The 18,592-nt window shown below is 63.6% G+C and carries 17 protein-coding genes and 1 pseudogene; 11 read left to right on the top strand and 7 right to left on the bottom strand.

What is annotated here, in order from left to right; genetic code table 11:
- Positions 1–113 precede the first annotated feature (113 nt).
- The 5 genes and pseudogenes from guaB to IPV69_RS05750 all read left to right on the top strand — a co-directional run bounded on the left by guaB (position 114) and on the right by IPV69_RS05750 (position 4,301).
- Positions 114–1,646 carry an IMP dehydrogenase gene (guaB, locus tag IPV69_RS05770; RefSeq protein WP_206293968.1) on the top strand — a complete coding sequence of 511 codons (1,533 nt, stop codon included), beginning with the start codon at positions 114–116 and terminating at the stop codon, positions 1,644–1,646.
- 17 nt (positions 1,647–1,663) lie between these two features.
- A complete protein-coding gene (locus IPV69_RS05765; protein WP_206293967.1) occupies positions 1,664–2,002 on the top strand; it encodes a hypothetical protein in 339 nt (112 codons plus the stop codon).
- A gap of 133 nt (positions 2,003–2,135) precedes the next feature.
- Positions 2,136–2,291: pseudogene (locus tag IPV69_RS27855) on the top strand (IMP dehydrogenase); the annotation flags it as partial.
- Positions 2,292–2,574: 283 nt separating this feature from the next.
- Positions 2,575–3,033 (top strand): hypothetical protein, encoded by a 459-nt coding sequence (locus IPV69_RS05755; RefSeq protein WP_206293965.1) that lies wholly within the window; start codon positions 2,575–2,577, stop codon positions 3,031–3,033.
- Positions 3,034–3,167: 134 nt separating this feature from the next.
- Positions 3,168–4,301: a PfkB family carbohydrate kinase gene (locus tag IPV69_RS05750; RefSeq protein ID WP_206293964.1), complete on the top strand. Its 1,134-nt coding sequence runs from the start codon at positions 3,168–3,170 to the stop codon at positions 4,299–4,301.
- A gap of 19 nt (positions 4,302–4,320) precedes the next feature.
- Here the strand turns inward: IPV69_RS05750 and IPV69_RS05745 are convergent, their stop codons facing one another.
- The 4 genes from IPV69_RS05745 to IPV69_RS05730 form a co-directional block, all read right to left on the bottom strand.
- A complete protein-coding gene (locus tag IPV69_RS05745; protein ID WP_206293963.1) occupies positions 4,321–4,605 on the bottom strand; it encodes a hypothetical protein in 285 nt (94 codons plus the stop codon).
- Positions 4,602–4,817 (bottom strand): addiction module protein, encoded by a 216-nt coding sequence (locus tag IPV69_RS05740; protein ID WP_206293962.1) that lies wholly within the window; start codon positions 4,815–4,817, stop codon positions 4,602–4,604. Before IPV69_RS05740 ends, IPV69_RS05745 begins: the two co-directional genes overlap by 4 nt.
- A 204-nt stretch (positions 4,818–5,021) precedes the next feature.
- The gene (locus tag IPV69_RS05735; protein WP_206293961.1) at positions 5,022–6,377 is read right to left on the bottom strand and encodes a dienelactone hydrolase family protein; all 1,356 of its coding nucleotides are present in this window, start codon (positions 6,375–6,377) and stop codon (positions 5,022–5,024) included.
- Between the two features lie 47 nt (positions 6,378–6,424).
- Complete coding sequence (locus tag IPV69_RS05730; protein WP_206293960.1) at positions 6,425–7,006, bottom strand: hypothetical protein; 582 nt, start codon at positions 7,004–7,006, stop codon at positions 6,425–6,427.
- Positions 7,007–7,119: 113 nt separating this feature from the next.
- On the opposite strand from IPV69_RS05730, the gene ribF reads away from it, so the two are divergent.
- Positions 7,120–8,073, top strand: a complete 954-nt coding sequence (gene ribF, locus IPV69_RS05725; RefSeq protein ID WP_206293959.1) for a riboflavin biosynthesis protein RibF — start codon at positions 7,120–7,122, stop codon at positions 8,071–8,073.
- Positions 8,074–8,191: 118 nt separating this feature from the next.
- On the top strand, positions 8,192–9,214 hold the full coding sequence (locus IPV69_RS05720) for a DHH family phosphoesterase (protein WP_206293958.1): 1,023 nt from the start codon (positions 8,192–8,194) through the stop codon (positions 9,212–9,214).
- A 91-nt stretch (positions 9,215–9,305) separates the two neighbouring features.
- On the opposite strand, the gene IPV69_RS05715 is transcribed toward IPV69_RS05720, so the two are convergent.
- The 3 genes from IPV69_RS05715 to IPV69_RS05705 form a co-directional block, all read right to left on the bottom strand.
- Positions 9,306–10,316 carry a Gfo/Idh/MocA family protein gene (locus IPV69_RS05715; protein ID WP_206293957.1) on the bottom strand — a complete coding sequence of 337 codons (1,011 nt, stop codon included), beginning with the start codon at positions 10,314–10,316 and terminating at the stop codon, positions 9,306–9,308.
- A 216-nt stretch (positions 10,317–10,532) separates the two neighbouring features.
- Positions 10,533–11,486: a glycosyltransferase family 2 protein gene (locus IPV69_RS05710; protein ID WP_206293956.1), complete on the bottom strand. Its 954-nt coding sequence runs from the start codon at positions 11,484–11,486 to the stop codon at positions 10,533–10,535.
- Positions 11,487–11,693: 207 nt separating this feature from the next.
- Positions 11,694–12,401: a ribonuclease HI family protein gene (locus tag IPV69_RS05705; protein WP_206293955.1), complete on the bottom strand. Its 708-nt coding sequence runs from the start codon at positions 12,399–12,401 to the stop codon at positions 11,694–11,696.
- Between the two features lie 223 nt (positions 12,402–12,624).
- Here IPV69_RS05705 and IPV69_RS05700 point away from each other — a divergent pair, with 223 nt between their 5' ends.
- The 4 genes from IPV69_RS05700 to IPV69_RS05685 all read left to right on the top strand — a co-directional run bounded on the left by IPV69_RS05700 (position 12,625) and on the right by IPV69_RS05685 (position 18,587).
- A complete protein-coding gene (locus IPV69_RS05700; RefSeq protein WP_206293954.1) occupies positions 12,625–13,134 on the top strand; it encodes a sigma-70 family RNA polymerase sigma factor in 510 nt (169 codons plus the stop codon).
- The gene (locus IPV69_RS05695; protein ID WP_206293953.1) at positions 13,131–14,630 is read left to right on the top strand and encodes a FecR domain-containing protein; all 1,500 of its coding nucleotides are present in this window, start codon (positions 13,131–13,133) and stop codon (positions 14,628–14,630) included. The genes IPV69_RS05700 and IPV69_RS05695 overlap by 4 nt, the downstream gene beginning before the upstream one ends.
- A 133-nt stretch (positions 14,631–14,763) precedes the next feature.
- Entirely contained in the window at positions 14,764–17,205 is a 2,442-nt protein-coding gene (locus IPV69_RS05690) for a DUF1592 domain-containing protein (protein ID WP_206293952.1), read from the top strand.
- Between the two features lie 5 nt (positions 17,206–17,210).
- On the top strand, positions 17,211–18,587 hold the full coding sequence (locus IPV69_RS05685) for a DUF1552 domain-containing protein (protein ID WP_206293951.1): 1,377 nt from the start codon (positions 17,211–17,213) through the stop codon (positions 18,585–18,587).
- Positions 18,588–18,592 lie beyond the last annotated feature (5 nt).

The raw sequence follows: 18,592 nt of genomic DNA, 5'->3' as shown, positions 1-18,592 counted from the left end.
CGGGCACGAGTGAGTTCCTCACTTTAGCGGAAAGTTCCCGCCAATGCCAGTGCCCCTGTCTGGAAGTTATCACCAAACTTGACACCTCGCCCGTCGCCCCGTATTCCTGCTACATGGATCACCCCAAGATTCTTCAGGACGGCATCACCTTCGACGACGTGCTGCTCATTCCAGCCCGCAGCGACTTCGTCCCCGCGGACGCCAATACCCACACCCGGCTCACCCGCAACATCGAGTTGCACATCCCGCTGATCAGTGCCCCGATGGACACCGTGACTGAATCGGCCCTGGCGATTGCGCTGGCCCAGGAAGGCGGGATCGGCATCATCCACAAGAATCTGTCGGTCGAAAACCAGGCCCGCGAGGTGGAGAAGGTCAAGCGGTCGGAGAACGGTGTCATCGTCGACCCGATCGTCCTTCCGCCGTCGGCGACCATCGGCACCGCCCGGCAGGTGATGCGGGATTTCAACGTCAGCGGCATCCCGATTGTCGAAGGGGGCAGCGACGGCGGGGCACGCCTGAGCGCTCAGTCGGCCGCCGGCAACGGCAAGGTGCCCAAGCTGGTCGGCATCCTGACCCGCCGCGATCTGAAGTTTCAGGAAGACGACAACCGCAAGATCGGCGAGGTGATGACCAAGGAAAACCTGGTCACCGCGCCGGAGGAAACCAGCCTCGAAGACGCCGAGCGCATCCTCTACAAGAGCAAGGTCGAGAAGCTGCTGCTGGTCGATAAGGACCACCGCCTGGCGGGCCTGGTCACCATGCGGGACCTGGACAAACTGCACCAGTTCCCCAATGCCTGCAAAGACAAGCGCGGCCGATTGCGCGTCGGGGCGGCGACGGGCGTGAAAGATTTCCGCCGGGTGGAGGCTCTGATCAAGGCCGAGGTCGATGTCGTTGTCGTCGATACCGCCCACGGCCACTCGAACAACGTCATCGAGACGGTCCGGGAGATCAAAAGGCGTTGGGACATCCAGGTGATCGCCGGCAACATCGCCACGGCACAGGGCGCCAAAGACCTGATTGACGCCGGCGTGGACGCTGTGAAGGTGGGCATTGGCCCCGGGGCGATCTGCACGACACGGATCATCTCCGGCGTCGGCGTGCCGCAGGTGTCGGCGATCTTCGCGGCCGTCAGCGTCGCGGAAGCCGCTGGCGTGCCGGTCATCGCCGACGGCGGCATCCGGCATTCCGGCGACATCACCAAGGCGATCGCCGCCGGGGCAAGCACCTGCATGATGGGCAGCCTGTTCGCCGGCCTCGATGAATCGCCCGGCGAAACCATCATTCACGGCGGAAGGCGCTACAAAGCCTACCGCGGCATGGGTAGCATGGGCGCGATGGTGGTCGGCTCGGCCGACCGCTACGGCCAGGGCAACGTGAAGGACCGCGGCAAACTGGTCCCCGAAGGCGTCGAAGGCCGCGTGCCGTATCGCGGCCACCTGAGCGATTTCGTGTATCAGCTGGTCGGCGGTCTGCGGGCCGGCATGGGCTACTGCGGCACGAAATCGATCGAGGAACTGCGGAAGAACGCGAAGTTCGTTCGGGTGTCCGCCGCGAGCATGGCAGAGAGCCATCCGCACGACATCCAGATCACGAAGGAATCGCCGAACTACACGTTGGATTTCGCGGGAGAGAGTAAGTAGCGGCGGGAGATCGGCGAATGCGGCATGTGTTCAGATTTGTCGTCGTGACAGCGGTGCTCTCTGTGGTTTGGGCACGCGGTTCAACGACGCAGTGGCAGAGTTGGCGTTCGGCACAAAATCGCCAGGACAACGGCGCTGTGAGAGCCATGGTGGATCGTGTTCGCCCCGGCATGACCTACGGCGAAGTAGCATACATTTTGGGTCCCGCCAATCGCGCGAGAGAGAACGTCTGGTTATACCTCGTTCCGAATAGTTCAACGTTTCACGTTGCCGTGAAGTTTGACGAGGGACGTGTCGAGGAAGTGGTGCGTGAGGTCGGTACTACGGTTTCACCAGTTGGCTTCTTGAATGAATGAATGAATGAATGAATGACCAACGACAGAAGGCGATGTGCGAAAGGAAGTTGGCCTTATCGTGGTCGCGGGGATATTGACGATGACCTGGTCGCGCGACTCAACGTCGTAGCGGGAAAGCTGGCGTTCGGAGCATGGAAGGCGCTACACAGCCTACCGCGGCATGGGTAGCATGGGCGCGATGGGCGTCGGCTCGGCCGACCGCTACGGCCAAGGCAACGTGAACGATCGTGGCAAACTGGTACCCGAAGGCGTCGAAGGCCGCGTGCCGTATCGCGGGCATCTGAGCGATTTCGAAGGTCGAGGATTGAGAATGGACGATCGAGGAGGGCCAATCGCGGGTCGCACGCCGGCCTCGTCTGAAAGAGCGATCCTCTATCTTCTATCGCCCATCCTCTATCTTCTCCCCGTGATGGTCGGCTGCTCGGATTCCTCGGCGACCACACGTCCGACAGCCGCAGATCGGGCCCTGTCGGACCCCTGGAACTACGGGATGTCGCCCGCCAAACCCGATACTGAACCGAAGAAGGGCGATCCATCCTTCGATCGAGACGGCCTTAAAAAGGACCTGAACAATGTCTTCAATCCGTAATTCGACCCTGGTTCGCGGCCGCCGGTCGCTGGCTTTGCTGGCGTTGGCTGGCGTGATACCTGCCATCGCCGGGTGCAACTTGAAGTACAAGCGCCCCGCCGAGGCCGCCAACGACGACATCGTTCAGGACGATGCGATGGCGATCCGCACCTGGCCGCAGCAGGACGCCGAGTTTGCCAACAGCACGCTCGAGGCATTCAAAAACCGCTTCCCTTACGATTATCAGACCACGAAGGATCAGCGGGCCGATCAGGGCTTCGTCGCCAGTCCGCTGGCGTTTGTGGTGCAGTCGGTGGTGTTCCCGTTCACGTTCATCAAGAACCCGCCGGGCACGAAAGAGAAGTATTCCACGCTGACCTACGAGCCGACCTACACGGCGATGCCGGCGCGTCCGGCCGCGGTCGAGGGAATCAGCCGTATGCCCCAGGGCGGCGCGAAGTAGGGCGGGCACGGCCCCGCCGATGGAATCGCGGGTGCGTCGTCGCGCGTTTCCAAACGAATCTGATGCAAAAGTAATTGCCTCACCGCACTGAGAGCTCTCTATGGCGGGCAGTCCCCGCCCTACAAATCACAACCATGTCAAAGCCCCGTGAATCCATCTGTGCGTCCGCCAGTCAGAAGCTTGCCGCCGCGATCCCGTCGCTCGCCGGGAAGAAGGCGGTCATCGGCCTGGACGGGTTTGTCGACGAGATCATTGCCGTCGTCGACAAGCGCCACAGCCACGAGGCGTACGACGCCATTCCGACCATCGAACTGCTCGGCCAGAAGGTCTCTGCCGCCGCCGGCAAGAGCATGAACTTCGAGCTGATGGTCAAGCGGATGAAGCTCGGCGGGAACGGCCCGATCATGGCCAACGCGCTGGCCGCGGCCGGCGTGGGCGTGACCTATGTTGGTGCGGTCGGCTTTCCGACCATTCACAGCGTCTTTTCAGAGATGGCCGAGCACGCCAATGTCATCTCCCTCGGCGAGCCGGGGCACACCGATGCGCTGGAGTTCGAAGACGGCAAGCTGATGCTCGGCAAGTACACCAAGGAGATGGGCGACATCAACTGGGACAACCTGATGTCCCGCGTCGGCCAGGACCGCTGGGTGGAACTGCTGGAGCAAGCCGATCTGGTCGGCATGGTCAACTGGGTGATGCTGCCGTTCCTCGGCGAGATCTGGGAAAAGAGCCTGGCCCTTGGCGTGCCGAATCGCACGGGCAAGAAGCGCAGCCTGTTCATCGACCTGTGCGACCCCGAGAAGCGCACGCACGCCGACATCCTGCACGCGATGAACACGCTGACCAAGTACCAGGGGATCGTCGACGTGACGCTGGGGCTGAACCTAAAGGAAGCAAGCACGATCGCCGAAGTGATCGGGGTGCCCGTGAAGGGGGACGCCGAGATGCAGATTGTGCAGACGGCGCAGCGCATCCGCGAGAAGCTGAACCTGCACTGCGTGGTCGTTCACCCGCGGCGAGGCGCGGCGGCAGCAACAGCCGGCGAGCACGGCACCTTCGCCGGGCCGTTCATCAAGGAACCCAAGATCAGCACCGGCGCCGGCGACCATTTCAACGGCGGCTTCTGCCTCGGCCGAATGCTCGGGCTGGACCTGGAAGAAAGCCTCTGCGTCGGCACGGCGACGAGCGGCTACTACGTGCGGACAGGCGTATCGCCGACGGCGACGCAGTTGGCAGAGTTTATTGGGGAGTTGCCGTCGCCGGAGTGAGGGGTCGCTCGACCGCCGTTTAACGCCAACTTCCTGGCTCTGCACGCAGGTCGAACACGGCCACGATTTCGAAAAGCTGTGCATCCAAGATGCGATAGAGAATTCCGTAGGGGAATCTGTCGAGCCTGTACTTGTGAATACCCCGGTCAATCAATGGCCATCGGTTTGGCGCGTCGCGAATCACTGCGATGGCGAGGCCCACCTCCATCGCAAATTCATACCCCAGCCCTGGTTTCTGATCATTATAGAAATCGCAGGCGTTCTTGAACTCTTCCCGTGCCTTCAGGTTGAAGCGATGCGTCATCGCCGCCTCAGGGATTGAAGCACTTCCTGCATGACCTGCTCACCGGGCAAAGTGCCGAGCTCGCCCCGATCCACGGCCTCGATGCGTCGACGCGCTTCGGCGAGTTGTTCCGGGGTGAAATCTTCGCCCGATTGCCTTAAGTCCTCGATCAGGGCATTCCGATCTTCGGCCGAGAGGCTTTGGGCTTCCAGAAGGATTTGGTTGCGGGTCATTGGCATAGTAGCGTTTCTCTTGCCTTCGATTCTACGAAGCACTCATCCTGCAATTCAACTGAAATTGGTTACGTCGATGCTCGGCCTCATTCGACCTCGTCGTCGATCAACCACCGAAAACTGCCCGAGATCCTTCGCCATGCGAATGCTGACGCGCCCATCACCGCACAACCTTCCAACAGCGTCTTCATTGCGAGCATATCTTCAGTCGTTCGGCGGTATGTACCGGTAGGTGCCATTGTATTTGGCTGCGATTTCCTTCAGCGCCCGCTCCGATCCTGGCTCTTTGTTCTCAAACAGGATTGTGTTAACTCGCGTCATCGGATGGAAGTTGGCGCGAGCAAATTCATCAATCACAAGATTTGGAGTGCCTGGAATCTCCATTTCACCATCGGCCAGGAAGTATACGAGATCGGCCGACAGCCGTGCCGCACTGCGAACCGCCGCAAACGGTTCAGATGATCCGCGTGAAGAGGCATTCTCGATGAACGCCTTGGCCTGAGCCTTTGTTGCGGCGTTTACAATAACGTTGGCGCGAGAATCGAACGCGGTTGCCGTTCCATCACTGAAGAAAATCACGTTCATCATCTGCTGGTCGTCATGCAGAGCGTCGACGGCCTGCGACAGCGCGACCTTGAGATGTTGAAGCTTGACTACCATTGTTCCGCTGCCATCGCAGATGAAGATCACGGTGCGGGCCCGCTTTCCGTCAGCGAATACCGCTCCGTTGGGACCTTCCGGCACAAGAACAGAAGTTCCGGGCGTAAATGCCTCCCTTAGGAACGTAGTCATCGCCTCCCAGGACCGCTTGTCCGCTTTCTCGTCATATTGTGCCCCCGGAATCTCCCCCTTCGCCGCCGGGTTGGTGAACGAATGCACCGCGTTGCCGTAGCTGACGAGCTGCCAATCGGCCTTGGCGTCCTGCATTTCCTTTTCGAACGCGGCGACCTCCGCCGGCGGGACGAACGGGTCGATTGCGCCGTGGCAAACCAGAACCTTTGCCTTCAGTTCGCCGGCCTTGGCGGGCAGGGTGGTGGAGAGGCCGCCATGAAAGCTGACGACGCCTTGCACGTCGGCACCGCTGCGGGCCAGTTCAAGGACCGTCGTTCCGCCGAAGCAGTAGCCGATCGCGGCGATCTTCTTTGCATCGACGCGGTCCTGCTTCTTCAACGTTTCCAGGGCCGCCGTGATGCGTTTGCGTAGCTCCGGCCGGTCGGCCTTGAGCGCCCCGGACCACTCTGCGGATTGCTTGACGTCGGCGGCGTTCTTCCCGCCGCCGTAGGGATCGAACACGAACGCGACATAGCCCATCTCGGCCAGTTGTTTCGCGCGGCCGCGGGCGTAGTCGTTCAGGCCGACCCATTCGGGGCCGATGAGAATGCCGGGGCGTTTCGCGTCGTTCGCGTCGTCGTACGCCAGGAAACCGACGTACGGAGTCTTGTCGACGGTGTACGTCACGTCCTGCGTCTTGACGGCCGAAAGCGCAGACAACGCCGGAAGCATCGCCACAGCGACAGCCAGTGTCCGTAGGACGGATTGGGGTAACAGCTTTGCTCTCATGGCGTAACTCCTCATGCTCAGGTCAAGGCTATCGTGGCCGTCGCACATTAATTCGAATCGCTCGCCCGGATATAGCGGAAGTGACCAGCGTTCTTCTCGGCGATCGAGATCAGCATCGCTTCGGTCGGCTTGGTGAACGTCTCGAACAGCAGCGTGGAAATCCTGATCTTGTTCACATTCAGCGCGGTGATCTTCGGTTCGGTAAAGTCCTTGTGCAGCGTCGGCGCATCGGTCAGAAAGTAGAGCAGGGTGTATTTGCGTCCCAGTGCCAGCTTCATCGCGGCGATGGGATTGTCGCTCCTGGTGGGTTTCACGGTCTCAAGGAATTGCAGCACCAGCCGCTTGTTGTCGTCGGTCGCGGCGACGGGAACACCGTCCTTCGCGTAGCCGGCGGCGTCGCCTTTCTCGGTGACGACGATGACATCAAACGATTGCGTCGGCCGGAGTGCACTGATGAACCGGGCCAGTTCCTTCTTCACCACCTTCGCCGTCGCGTCGTTGGTCATGTGGCAGACGAACCCGATCTTTCGCGTGTCGGCCACCTGGGCGTAGCCCGCGCGTTGCATGGCGAACGTCAGCGCGAGCATCAGGACCACCGGACCGATCGCTACGTTCGAGAACCGTCGCATCGCGTGACCTCTTGTTCCAGAAGCTTCAAGACTGTCGGGTAGGTGTCCCCACGCTCGCATTATAGTAGATTGCGCCGGTCAGGAAACGCGAAAGATCAAAGGAGCAAACGCAGGTGAACGTAAGGGAAGGTTTAGACGGGCTGCGATCGCTGCCGCCAGGCTCGGCGGTGACCATCGGGAACTTTGACGGCGTCCACCTCGGGCACCAGCACATCATCGCGACCTGTAACGCGCTGCGGCCTCGTTCGCCGTCGGGCAAGGTTGCGATCGTTACGTTTGAACCGCACCCACTCACTGTCCTGAGGCCCGAACTCGCCCCTCCCCGCCTGACCATGCCCGCGACGAAGCAGCGGCTGATTGCCGACCTGGGGGTTGATGACTACGTCGTCCTCGCCCCGACGCCCGATGTGCTGGGGCTCAGTGCCGAAGCGTTCTGGGCGATCCTGAAAGACGAATCGCGCGTGGCGCACCTGGTCGAAGGGGAATCGTTCACCTTCGGCAAGGCCCGTGGCGGAACGGTGCCGAAGTTGCGCGAATGGTCCCAGGGAACAAGCGTCACGCTTCATGTCGTTGAACCTATCGAGACGGCGATGGTCGATAAACAGATTGCGCCGCTCAGTAGCTCGCTCGTGCGGTTTCTGGTCGATGCAGGCCGAATGCGGGACGCCACGACCTGCCTCGGTCGTCCCTACGTCCTGGAAGGGCCGGTGGTGAAAGGTCACCAGCGCGGCCGAACCATCGGCATCCCCACCGCGAACCTCGACTGCGCCGATCTCATGGTTCCCACGGACGGCGTCTACGCGGCAAGTTGCACGATCGGGGGGCAATCGCATCCCGTCGCTTTAAGCATCGGTACGATGCCCACGTTCGGGGAGAACAAGAGACAGGTCGAAGCCCACATTCTCGACTTCGACGGGGATATCTACGGTCAGCACCTGTCGGTCGAGGTGATCGACTGGGTCCGCGAGCAGTGGAAACTTCCGGGGATCGACGCGCTGAAGGCACAGATTGCGAAGGACATTGGGGTCATCCGGCGCATTGCAGGCCCAACGCGGCGCGAACAATGATTGTAGCCCTTCCACAAATGCAAGCGTTGACGATACTTCACGCAGTCTGCCTCGGTGTTTAGCGAGACCGCAGACGACTTCGAGAGCGCGATTGCGAATCGAAACTCATCACGACGTCATGACAGCAACCCCCTCCACCCTCGACCCCTACCGCGCGATCATCGAAGTGGCGTCGCGCTGCAAGCGGATTCTGGTCACCACACATGTGCGCCCCGATGGAGATGCCCTGGGCACTTGCGTCGCGCTGATTCTGGGACTTCGCAAGGTGGGGATCGATGCCGAGTTGCTCGTCCTGTCGAAGCTGCCGCGCAAATACGCGTTCGTCGTCGAGACCAACAAGATCATCTGTCACGACGCGGACAAGGGGTGGCCCGAGAAGCTCAATGACCTCTCCCGCTTTGACGCATTCGTCTCCTGCGACACCGGCACCTGGTCGCAGTTGCCGGGACTGAAAGACCGTATTCTCAACTGGAAGGTGCCCAAGCTCGTCATCGACCATCACCTGACACAGGAGGACTGGGCGACGACGAAACTGGTCATCACCGAAGCCTCGGCCGCGGGGGAGATCGTCGCGGAACTGCTCGACCAGTGGGACATTCCGATCGATACCAACATCGGCTCGGCGATCTTCCTGGCGATCGCCAGCGACACCGGGTGGTTCCAGTTCGCCAACACCCGGCCCTACACCCTGCGGCTTGCGGCCCGGCTGATGGAAGTGGGGGTCGATACCGACAAGATGTATCAGCTTCTGTTCCAGAACGAACGGGCGGAACGGGTGGCGCTGCAAACCCGCGCCCAGCAGTCCCTGGAACTGCTCGCCGACGGCCGACTGGCAGTCATGCAGGTGCGGAAATCCGACTTCGAAGAAACCCGCGCCGACGTCCCCGACACCGAGAACCTGATCAACATCCCGCTGCAGATCCAGACGGTCCAAGCATCGATCCTGCTGACCGAACCCAAAGACGGCGGCGCGATCCGCGTCAGTTTGCGGAGCAAAGGCCAGGTCGATGTCGCCCGCTTCGCCGAAAAGTTCGGCGGCGGCGGTCACGCGCGGGCGTCGGGGCTTCGGATTGAGGGAACACTGAAGTCGGCCCGCGACAAGGTAGTCACGGCGATGGTGGAAGCGCTGGGCAATCAGTGACACGGGCTTCCAGCCCGTGCACGAAGTACCGTAGTAGGAACCTCACCAATTTGCCGACTTCAACGTCGCTCGCACGGCCTGGAAGGCCGTGTCACTGATGACGTCCAGCGCGGTATTCCTCCAGCATCCGATCCATCACCCAACTCGTCCGGGCGGCCGATTCGCCTGTGCTGGGGCACGTTCCTACGCCCCGCAAATCATCCACCACCGACTGAATCAGCGGCTGCTGCACGTGCAGCGGATTGGGGTCGTCGTAGTGCTGCTTGCCGCCCGCCGTCCAGACTTCGATCGGGCCGCCTTCGATGACCTGAAACGTGATCACCCCTTTAGAGCCGACGATCTCGCAGCGGTCGATGCGATCGAACGTGGTGAAGCAGAGCGTGCAACTGCCGATCACGCCGGATTGATGCACCCAGTTGCCGGTGACGATGTCCTCGGCGTCGTACAGTTTCGCCTGGTTGGCGGCACAGCCGGTCGCCTCGGCGACGGGGCCGAACAGGTAGTCGAACACGTCTAGCGCATGCGACGCCAGGTCGAGAAACCGCCCGCCGCCGGCCAATTCGGGGATGACGCGCCAGGGCAGTGCGTCGCGCGTTTTCTCCTGGGCGTTGGGGCGTTGGAAGAGGGTGTGCTGCACGAACCGAACCTCGCCGATCGCTCCGGAATCGATCAGTTGTTTGACCCGTAGAATGCGCGGCAGCCGCCGGCGGTAGTACGCGACGAACAGTGGCACGCCTGCGCGCTTGCAGGCCTCGACCATCTTCGTGCACTCATCGTGCGTGCGGGCCATGGGTTTCTCGACGTAGACCGGCTTCCCCGCGGCCGCCACTTCAAGCGTGTACTGCATGTGCGAGCCCGGCGGAGTCGCGATATAGACGGCATCGACCTCGGGGTCGGCGATCAACTTCGCCGCGTCGTCGTACCAGCGCGGGATGTTGTGCCGTTTGGCGTAGTCGGCGGCTTTGTCGCCCGAACGTCGCATGACGGCGACCAACGCCGAGTTCGTCGCCTTCTGGAACCCCGGCCCGCTTTTGACTTCGGTTACGTCGCCGCAGCCGATGATGCCCCAGCGGATGGTGTCGCGATCGAGCTTGAAGGTCATGGATGGATTCTGGCGAGGATGTGGCAAACCGGCAAGGGAGGGCGATGGATCACCACGCAGGCACGGAGACACGGAGGGCAGCTGGACTCATCATGCCGCACGCGTGATCTGACACTAGCGGGCTTTTTCTGTATCCGCGGCCGCCCCTACTGACCAACTGCTCGCATCGCGCGATTCGGCAGGTTGCCCTGCGTGTCTCCGTGATGATTCCCCTTCTTACGCTTCCCTTCGTCGATCCGCCGCCGCGGCGCGGGCTCTCAGCACCTGTCCGGTCCAGATGACGCTCCAGGTGTGCGGATGCAGCAAACTGAACGCGGCGTTCGGGCACTTGATCAGCGTCGTTGCGATCTGGCCGAGCGATTTGCCGCTGGCGATCAGTTTTCCGCGCGTCGCGGCTTTCACGGCATCGACCGCGTAGGTGTGGCACCGCTCCAGTTGCACGAATGCCGGCCGGGGCAGGCCGTGGCGGGCCAGGCAGGCGTCGATCTCGTCGAGCCGTCTTGTGCCGCCGCTGGCGGTCTTGTTCTCGCTGAGCCAGCGGAAGTGCGCCAGTACCCTCGGCGTATGGACGAACTTCAGGCCACGCTTGGCGAACTTGATCCAAAGGTCCCAGTCCATCATCCAGTTGAGCGACACGTCTACACCGCCGACGGCATCGAACGCACGCCTGCGGAAGAACGTGGCCGGCTGCACGATGAAATCGGAAATGTGCAGCAGCCGATATCGATCGAACGGCTCGATGTGCGTGCACCTGGAGATGTGCTTGCCGCGGGCGTCGATGTAGGTTGCCTGACCGTAGACGACGTCAACATCGGGGTTGGCTTCAAACACGCCGGCAACGTGTTTGAGCGTGCCGGGGGCCAGTGTGTCATCGGAGTTGAGCCACCCGAGGATTTCATCGCCCGTCCGTGGCGATGTCTGGGCGAAGCCACGGTTGATGGCATCGCTCTGCCCCTTGTCGCGCGCGGAAATCCAGCGCGGGCTGCCGGGCATTACGTTGACCCCATCGCCGTACGACTTGAGCAGCTCGACCGAGCCGTCCGTCGATCCGCCGTCCATGATCAGGTAGTCGAGATGCGGGTACTTCTGCACCAGCACGCTGTCGATGCACGCACCTAGGTACCTGCGCGTGTTGTACGACGGCGTGACGATGCAGAAGCGAACGGGCATGAGGCGTTCTCGGCGTGAGCGAAAGGCGAATGCGCACCACGGAGGCACGGAAACACGGAGGTCAACTCGACTGCAAAGCAATCGTAGGAACCGCAGATTTCGCAGACTACGCAGATAGGAATCGAAGCGTGTTGGACCGAACGGCAATCTGCGGAATCTGCGAAATCTGCGGTTTCAATCTTCCGCCGGTGCTAGATCGGCAACTTTTCACTCGGCTTTCATCCGTACGCCGCAAATACAGTTAAAGGGACCCAGGTTTTCCGGCGGACTTCCGGACGGGCGGAGGATTTTGACCGAACAGCCGCAGCGCGGGCAGGTGTGAACCGAGCCGACCTCGGTCTTGGTCGCGGCACTACCCGCAGTTCCTGCGCTGGCGGTCGCGTGCGATCCACCAGCGTTCGCCACGCCGGGCGACCTGCTGCCTGTCAGCGCTGGGGCCGGTCGCGAAGCGCCGGGGCGCGACGCCGAGACGCTCGGAGCCGGGCCGGGGTCGTCGACATCTGTCACCTCAGCCTTGCGGTCCATCGCCAAGTTGGCCAGCTTGTCGGCGAGCGTGTTGTCTTCGCGGTAATTGTGCTCGATCTTGCTCTTGTCGAAATGCGCCAGCAGGTGCTGCGCTTCGTCATAAAGCTGCTTGAGGTCGGGGTTCTTCACGCGGTATTCGCCGCGCATCTGCTTGATGATCAATTCGCTGTCGCCGCGAACGATGATCTTCTTCGCGCCGAGTTTCTTCGCCTGCTCCAGTGCCGTGATCAGCGCCTTGTACTCGGCGACATTGTTGGTTGCCCGGCCAATAAACCTGCCGAGCGTGACCACTGGCGTACCGTCTTCGGCCCGCAGCACCACCCCGATTCCCGCGGGCCCCGGGTTCCCCCGGCTGCCGCCATCGAACTGCAACGTGATCACTTCTTCCATGCTCGGCGTTGTAGCAGAAATACCGGCAAACGGCGAAGCTTGCCCGTCGGCCGAGCCTGCGGCTGGTTGACACGATGTCTGGTAAGACCTGACAGCCAAATCGTGCAGCTGGATGGAATTTTTCGCGTCATATCCGGTGCCGGAGGGCTTACTCGATTTGAGGCACATGACTCAACGGCCAAAACCAGTAACCGACGATACCTCCGGCGAGACACGCCGATCGATGGCGCACGTCGTACGCGAGATCACCGCGTGCCAGAGTGCGCTGTATGCGTATGTCTGCACGTTGCTGGGTACCAGTTCCGGAGCCGCGGACGTCCTTCAGGAGGCGAACATCGTCCTTTGGGAGAAGGCGTCCGAGTACGACCCGTCGCGGCCGTTTCTGCCCTGGGCGTTCGGCATCGCGTATTTCCAGGTACTGGCCCATCGTAAGCGGCTCTCTCGCGACAAGCTGGTGTTTGACGACGAACTGCTGAATGCTGTCAGCGACGTTCTCCGTCGCCGGGACGAGACGGCCGACCGAGAACTGGAGGCACTCGACGGATGCGTCAGCAAGCTTGCGCCGCACCAGCGCCAAGTGCTCGACGCCCGCTATCGAGACGGGCAGGCGGTCGAGTCGATCGCCCGCAGGGCCGGCAAAGCCGCGAACGCGACGGCGGCGGAGCTTTACCGCGTGCGGAAGCTTCTGATGGACTGCATTCGACGCACGATGTCGGCCGGAGGTGCGGCATGAGCACCGATCCAGCCGATCCAACCGACCGATCTGAACACACTCCCGATGCCGCGCCAGCAGATGTCGATCTCAGGAGTCTGATGGAAGCCGCACTGTCGGGCGATGCGACGCCGGAGTCGGTCGCCCGACTCCGAGCGGGGTTGCGAGCCGACCCCAGCATGCTCGATTCGTACCTGGACCAGCTTCGCGCCCACGCACTGTTGGAGTGGCGAAGTGGGCGAGTATCTGCGGGCGTGATGGGGGGCGATAGCAGCACTGGTACCGATGAGAACCGGTTGCAGATTTTTCCTGTCAGCGCCGGGCTTCGGGCGGGCTGGCGGCCGCGTGCCTGGGCGGCGGCGGCTGCCATCCTGCTGGCGGCGGCCGTTGCGATCGTCGTCGCAACACGGCCCGGGCCGTCCGGCCTGACGCCTCCGCAATCAGTCGCGGCCGCCGAACCCGTAGCCGACGTCGTCGATCTTCGGGACGTGGTCTGGGCCGATGGCCAGGTTCCGCTTGCCGTCGGGGCGGCGCTGGTGCCAGGCGACATCGCGATCGCGTCCGGAACACTTCGACTCAGCGCCCGCGGCGACACGGTCGTTACGGTTGCCGGGCCGGCGCGGTTGCGGCTCGTCTCGGCAGCGCGGCTGCAGGCCGTTCTCGGCCAGATCACCGCCCGGGTCGGCCCTGCCGGCAAGGGCTTTGTCGTCGACGCTCCGGGTGCACAGGTCGTCGACCTGGGGACCGAGTTCGGCGTGCAGGTCGGCCCGGCCGGGGAGACGGCGGTGGTCGTCTTCGACGGGGCGGTTGACCTGACACCGAAGTCGGCAGTTACGCCCGAAGTCGCGACTCACCCTTCAGCAACCGCGCAAACTGGCGGCACCGCCACCCGGCTTGTCAGGGGCGAAGCCGTTCGGGTGACGCCCGCCGGAACGATGGATCGTATCGCATCGGTTGCGCGACAGCCCGGCGCCGCGGACTGGTCCCTGTCGACCGGCGGCGACAGCGGTGCCGTCATCGCTGCGGTTCGTGACAACCGCCGCGACCCGGCCGATGCGCGGTTCTACCAGATCGTACGTCGCGGGTTTATCGAGGACGCTCGGGCGTATGTCGATCGGCCCTACCAATGGAACGGCGTCGACCGCCGCGGTCTGCCTGAGGCGCTTCGGGGCGGCGACCTGGTCATGACATTCAACGACGACAAGCACGCAGCCGACCTGGAACTGACCGTCACGCTGGCCCGACCGGCAACCTTGTACGTCTTGTATAAGCAGACCCCGGTGCCAAACCCCGGCTGGCTGATCCGCGACTTCATCAACGCCGGGGTGAACGTCGGCCTGGACGAAGGGCCGCCGGACATGCGCGACCTGCGGTTCGGCGTAGGTGCGGGAGAGAGTGTGGACCTGCTCTTCAGTGTCTGGAGGTGCGAGGTGCTAGCTGCAGGGGAGGTCAAGCTCGGCCCGAACTCGCCGCTCCACAACTCGATGTACGGAATCGTGGCCGTACCGCTTCCGTGACTCGCCGCCTGCCGGTTGCCGGCAACGGGGCGGCTCTTTTTTCGTCATACTTCGATGCTGGCGGCTAAATCCCGGTGGGGGCCAGCAATGCTGACTTCTGGCCGGTCCGGCCCGCGAAGAGGATTGAGATGCGATGAAGATTTCAACTCGTTCAACGTTTCTCTCTTTCGTCGCGTTGACGATCGGCATCAGCCTGATTGCGATCGCTGCCGCTGGCGACACACCGACGTCGACACCCGCGGCGACACCGCCTCCGAACATTGCCGAAGAGCCGGCCGGGCCGGACGTCACCCGCGGACGTGCGCTGCTCACGCAATACTGCACTGACTGTCACAACGAAAAGAAGACCAAGGGAAAGTTGAACCTGGCCGCCGTCGGGCACGATCCGGCACGGCCGGAGTTCGCCCATGCCTGGCGGCAGGGCGTCGGGCGGGTTCGGCAGTTGGAGATGCCGCCCGAGGACGCCCCCCAGCCGACGCCCGCCGAGCGTGAGGCGCTTCTGGCATGGATGCAGTGGAACCTCGACCGGATCGCCGCGACGGCAACGCCGTCGGCCGGTCGAGTGACCGCCCGGCGGTTGAATCGGCTGGAATACCGAAACACCATCCGCGATCTGCTCGGCGTCACGTTCGACCCGCTCACGTTCGACCCCACTCGCGATTTCCCCGCCGACGGAGCCGGCTACGGCTTCGACAACATCGGCGACGTGCTGTCGGTCTCGCCGCTTCACCTGGAGCAATACTTGTTCGCCGCCGAGCAGATCCTCGATCGGGCGATCGTGATCGAAGGGTTTGACGGTCCGCGCACCCGGCGGTTTGACGCCAAGGATCTGCGAGTCACCGGCATCGGCACGTTTGCCGGGGCCGATCCTGCCGCCGGCGGTCTCTGGACGCCGCGCGGGTGGTCGGCAGACGTCGACATCCGCCAGCCCGGCGATTACCTCCTCCGCGCCGAAATCGTCAGCGAACAGGCCAACCGTAAGCAGGCGCAGATGGCGTACATGCTCGACGGCGGCAAGCTCGAAAAGTTCACGCTTACGCGCGAGGGCAAGGCGAGCCGCACCGAGCGGCGGGTAAAGCTCGGCAAGGGGCCGCAGCAGGTTGCCGTTGCCTACCTCCATGAGCAGAACAAGCCGAACTTCGAGCCGGCCGACGGCGCGAACGGCGGATTCACCGTTGGCTACCTCGAATTGGTCGGCCCGGTCGGCATCGCCCGCGATACCGCACCGGCCACCCACAAAGCCGTGTTCGTCGCCCAACCGGCTGAGGGCGGAAAGTCTCGGCGGCAGGCGGCGGGCGAGGTGGTCGCCGCGTTTGCCACCCGCGCCTTCCGTCGCCCGGTCACGCCGGCGGAAGTCGAGCGGTATGTGAAACTGTTCGATGCCGCCGATATTGATGGCGAGACGTTCGAGGCCGCCGTCCGCGTGCCGCTGACTGCCATCCTCGTCTCGCCGCATTTCCTCTATCGGATCGAGCCCGACCGCCCGCCCCAGACGCCCGGCGGCGACTACGCTCTGAACGGATACGAACTGGCCAGCCGGCTGAGCTACTTTATCTGGTCGAGCATGCCCGATGCCGAACTGCTCCGCGTCGCCGCGGAAGGGCGGATGACCGACCCGGCCGTCCTGGAGCAGCAGGCACGGCGGATGATCGCCGACCCCCGGGCCGACGTGCTCGGGGAGGCGTTCGCCACGCAGTGGCTACAGGTTCGCGGCGTTGAAACGCTCCCGCAGCCCGACCCGAAACAGTTCGGCAAGCTCGGCACCGTGCTGAAGGATGCGATGCGGGCCGAGCCCGTGATGCTCTTTCAGCACATCCTGCGTACCGGCCGGCCGCTGACGGATCTGCTCGACCCCGACTACACCTTTCTGAACGAGGAATTGGCGAAGCACTACAAGCTGGATGGCGTGAAGGGGAAGGAGATGCGCCTGGTGAAGCTTTCCGACGCCCGGCGGGGTGGCGTGCTGACAATGGCCGGCGTGCTTGCCGTCACCAGTCACCCGGACCGCACCAGCCCGGTCCGCCGGGGCAAATGGGTGCTCGATGCCATCCTGGGGGCACCGCCTCCTCCACCGCCACCCGATGTCGGCGAGCTGCCGCCGGGGGAAGTCTCGAAGGACGGCAAACCCCAGCAGGTGTCGCTCAAGCAACGCCTGGATCAGCATCGTTCGGCCGCGTCGTGTGCGGCGTGCCACAAGCGGATGGACCCACTCGGTTTCGCGCTGGAGAACTACGACGCGGTCGGCCGATGGCGCGACAAGGACGGCAAGCTTCTCGTCGACGCGGCGGGCCTTCTGCCCGACGGCCGCCCCCTGAACGGCCCACTGGAGCTCAAGAAGATGATGCTGGCCGATCGCGACGCGTTCACGGCGTGCGCCGCCGAAAAGCTGTTGACCTTCGCCCTCGGGCGCGGCGTCGAGGAATCGGACCGATCAGTCATCGAAGAGGCCGCCAAGGCGACCGCCGGCGACGGTTATCGGCTGGACCGCCTGGTCGTGGAGATCGTCAAAAGCCGCCCGTTCCGGTACCGCCAGACCCCGCCGCCTGCCGCGGCCACCACCCAACCCACGAGGTAAGCCAGATGCCCACTCACCTTTCCCGACGCACGCTGCTCCGCGGCCTTGGTGTCGCCGTCTCGCTGCCGTGGCTGGAGTCGATGGCCCCGCTGCAGGCAATCGCCGCCGCCGCCAGCGGGGCTGCAGCAAACCTGCCGTCACCGACCGCCGGCCCGCCCGTTCGGCTGGGTTTCGTCTACGTTCCGAACGGCGTGAACCACGGGAAATGGCACATCGAAGGAGACGGGGCCGACTTCGCGCTCTCGCCGACGCTCTCGGTGCTGAAGGATGTGAAGGACCAGATCTTGTTTACCCGCGGGCTGACGCTGGACCAGGGCCGCGACCACGGCGACGGCGGCGGCGACCACCCGCGCGCCACCGCGAGTTTCCTGACCGCCGCCCACGCCCGCAAGAGTTTCGGCAAGGATCTGCGGGCCGGGGTCAGCATCGACCAGCTTGCTGCCCAGCGCGTCGGACACCTGACCCGGCTGCCGTCGCTGGAACTGGCGTGCGAGCCGCCCAACCCGCCGGGCATGTGCGATGCCGGCTACTCCGGCGTCTATCGCAATTGCATCTCCTGGCGGACGCCAACGTCTCCCGTGCCGACCGAAACCAATTCGCGACAGGCGTTCGCACGCTTGTTCGGCGACCCGCGGCAGTCGACCGACGCCGGCCGCGCCGCCCGCGAGCGGATGCTGCGGTCGAGCATCCTCGATCTCGTCCGTGAAGACGCCGCCGCGCTGAACCGCACGGTCGGCGGCGCCGACCGTCAGAAGGTCGATGAGTATCTCGAGTCGGTGCGTGCGGTCGAACGGCAAATCCAGGCAGCCGAGCGTATTCCGGCCAAGCCGCTGCCCGAGGGCACCCGCATGCCCGCCGGCACGCCGCCGGCCGTCCCCGATCACATCAAGGTGATGCTCGACCTGATGGTGCTCGCCTACCAGACCGACAGCACGCGAATCATCAGCCTGATGCTCGCCAACGGCGGCAGCAGCCGGAACTTTCCGTTCATCGGCGTGCAGTCGGCGCATCACCATTACTCGCACCACGAGGGCCGGCCCGAGAACCTCGATGCGTTGCAGAAGATCGATACGTTCTACGCCGAGCAGTTCGGCTACCTGGTGCGGCGGCTCAAAGCCATCCCCGAGGCGGGCGGCACCCTCCTTGATCGTTGCCTGCTGCTCTACGGTTCACCCCTGCGCGACGGGAACAAGCACGACCGCCACGACCTGCCGGTCCTGCTGGCCGGCGGTGGCGGCGGCCTGGTCAAGCCCGGCCGTTGCATCAAGTGGCCGGTCGAAACGCCCATGGCCAACCTGTTCCTGACGATGCTCGACGGCGTCGGCGTGAAGGAGGAGCACTTCTCCGACAGCACCGGCCGGCTCGCAGGGATTGCCGGTTGAGCGCA

This window comes from Humisphaera borealis (assembly GCF_015169395.1).
Classification (GTDB): Bacteria; Planctomycetota; Phycisphaerae; order Tepidisphaerales; family Tepidisphaeraceae; genus Humisphaera; species Humisphaera borealis.
Note: the sequence above shows the minus strand (reverse complement) of the source record. Positions and strands in the feature narration are given on the sequence as shown.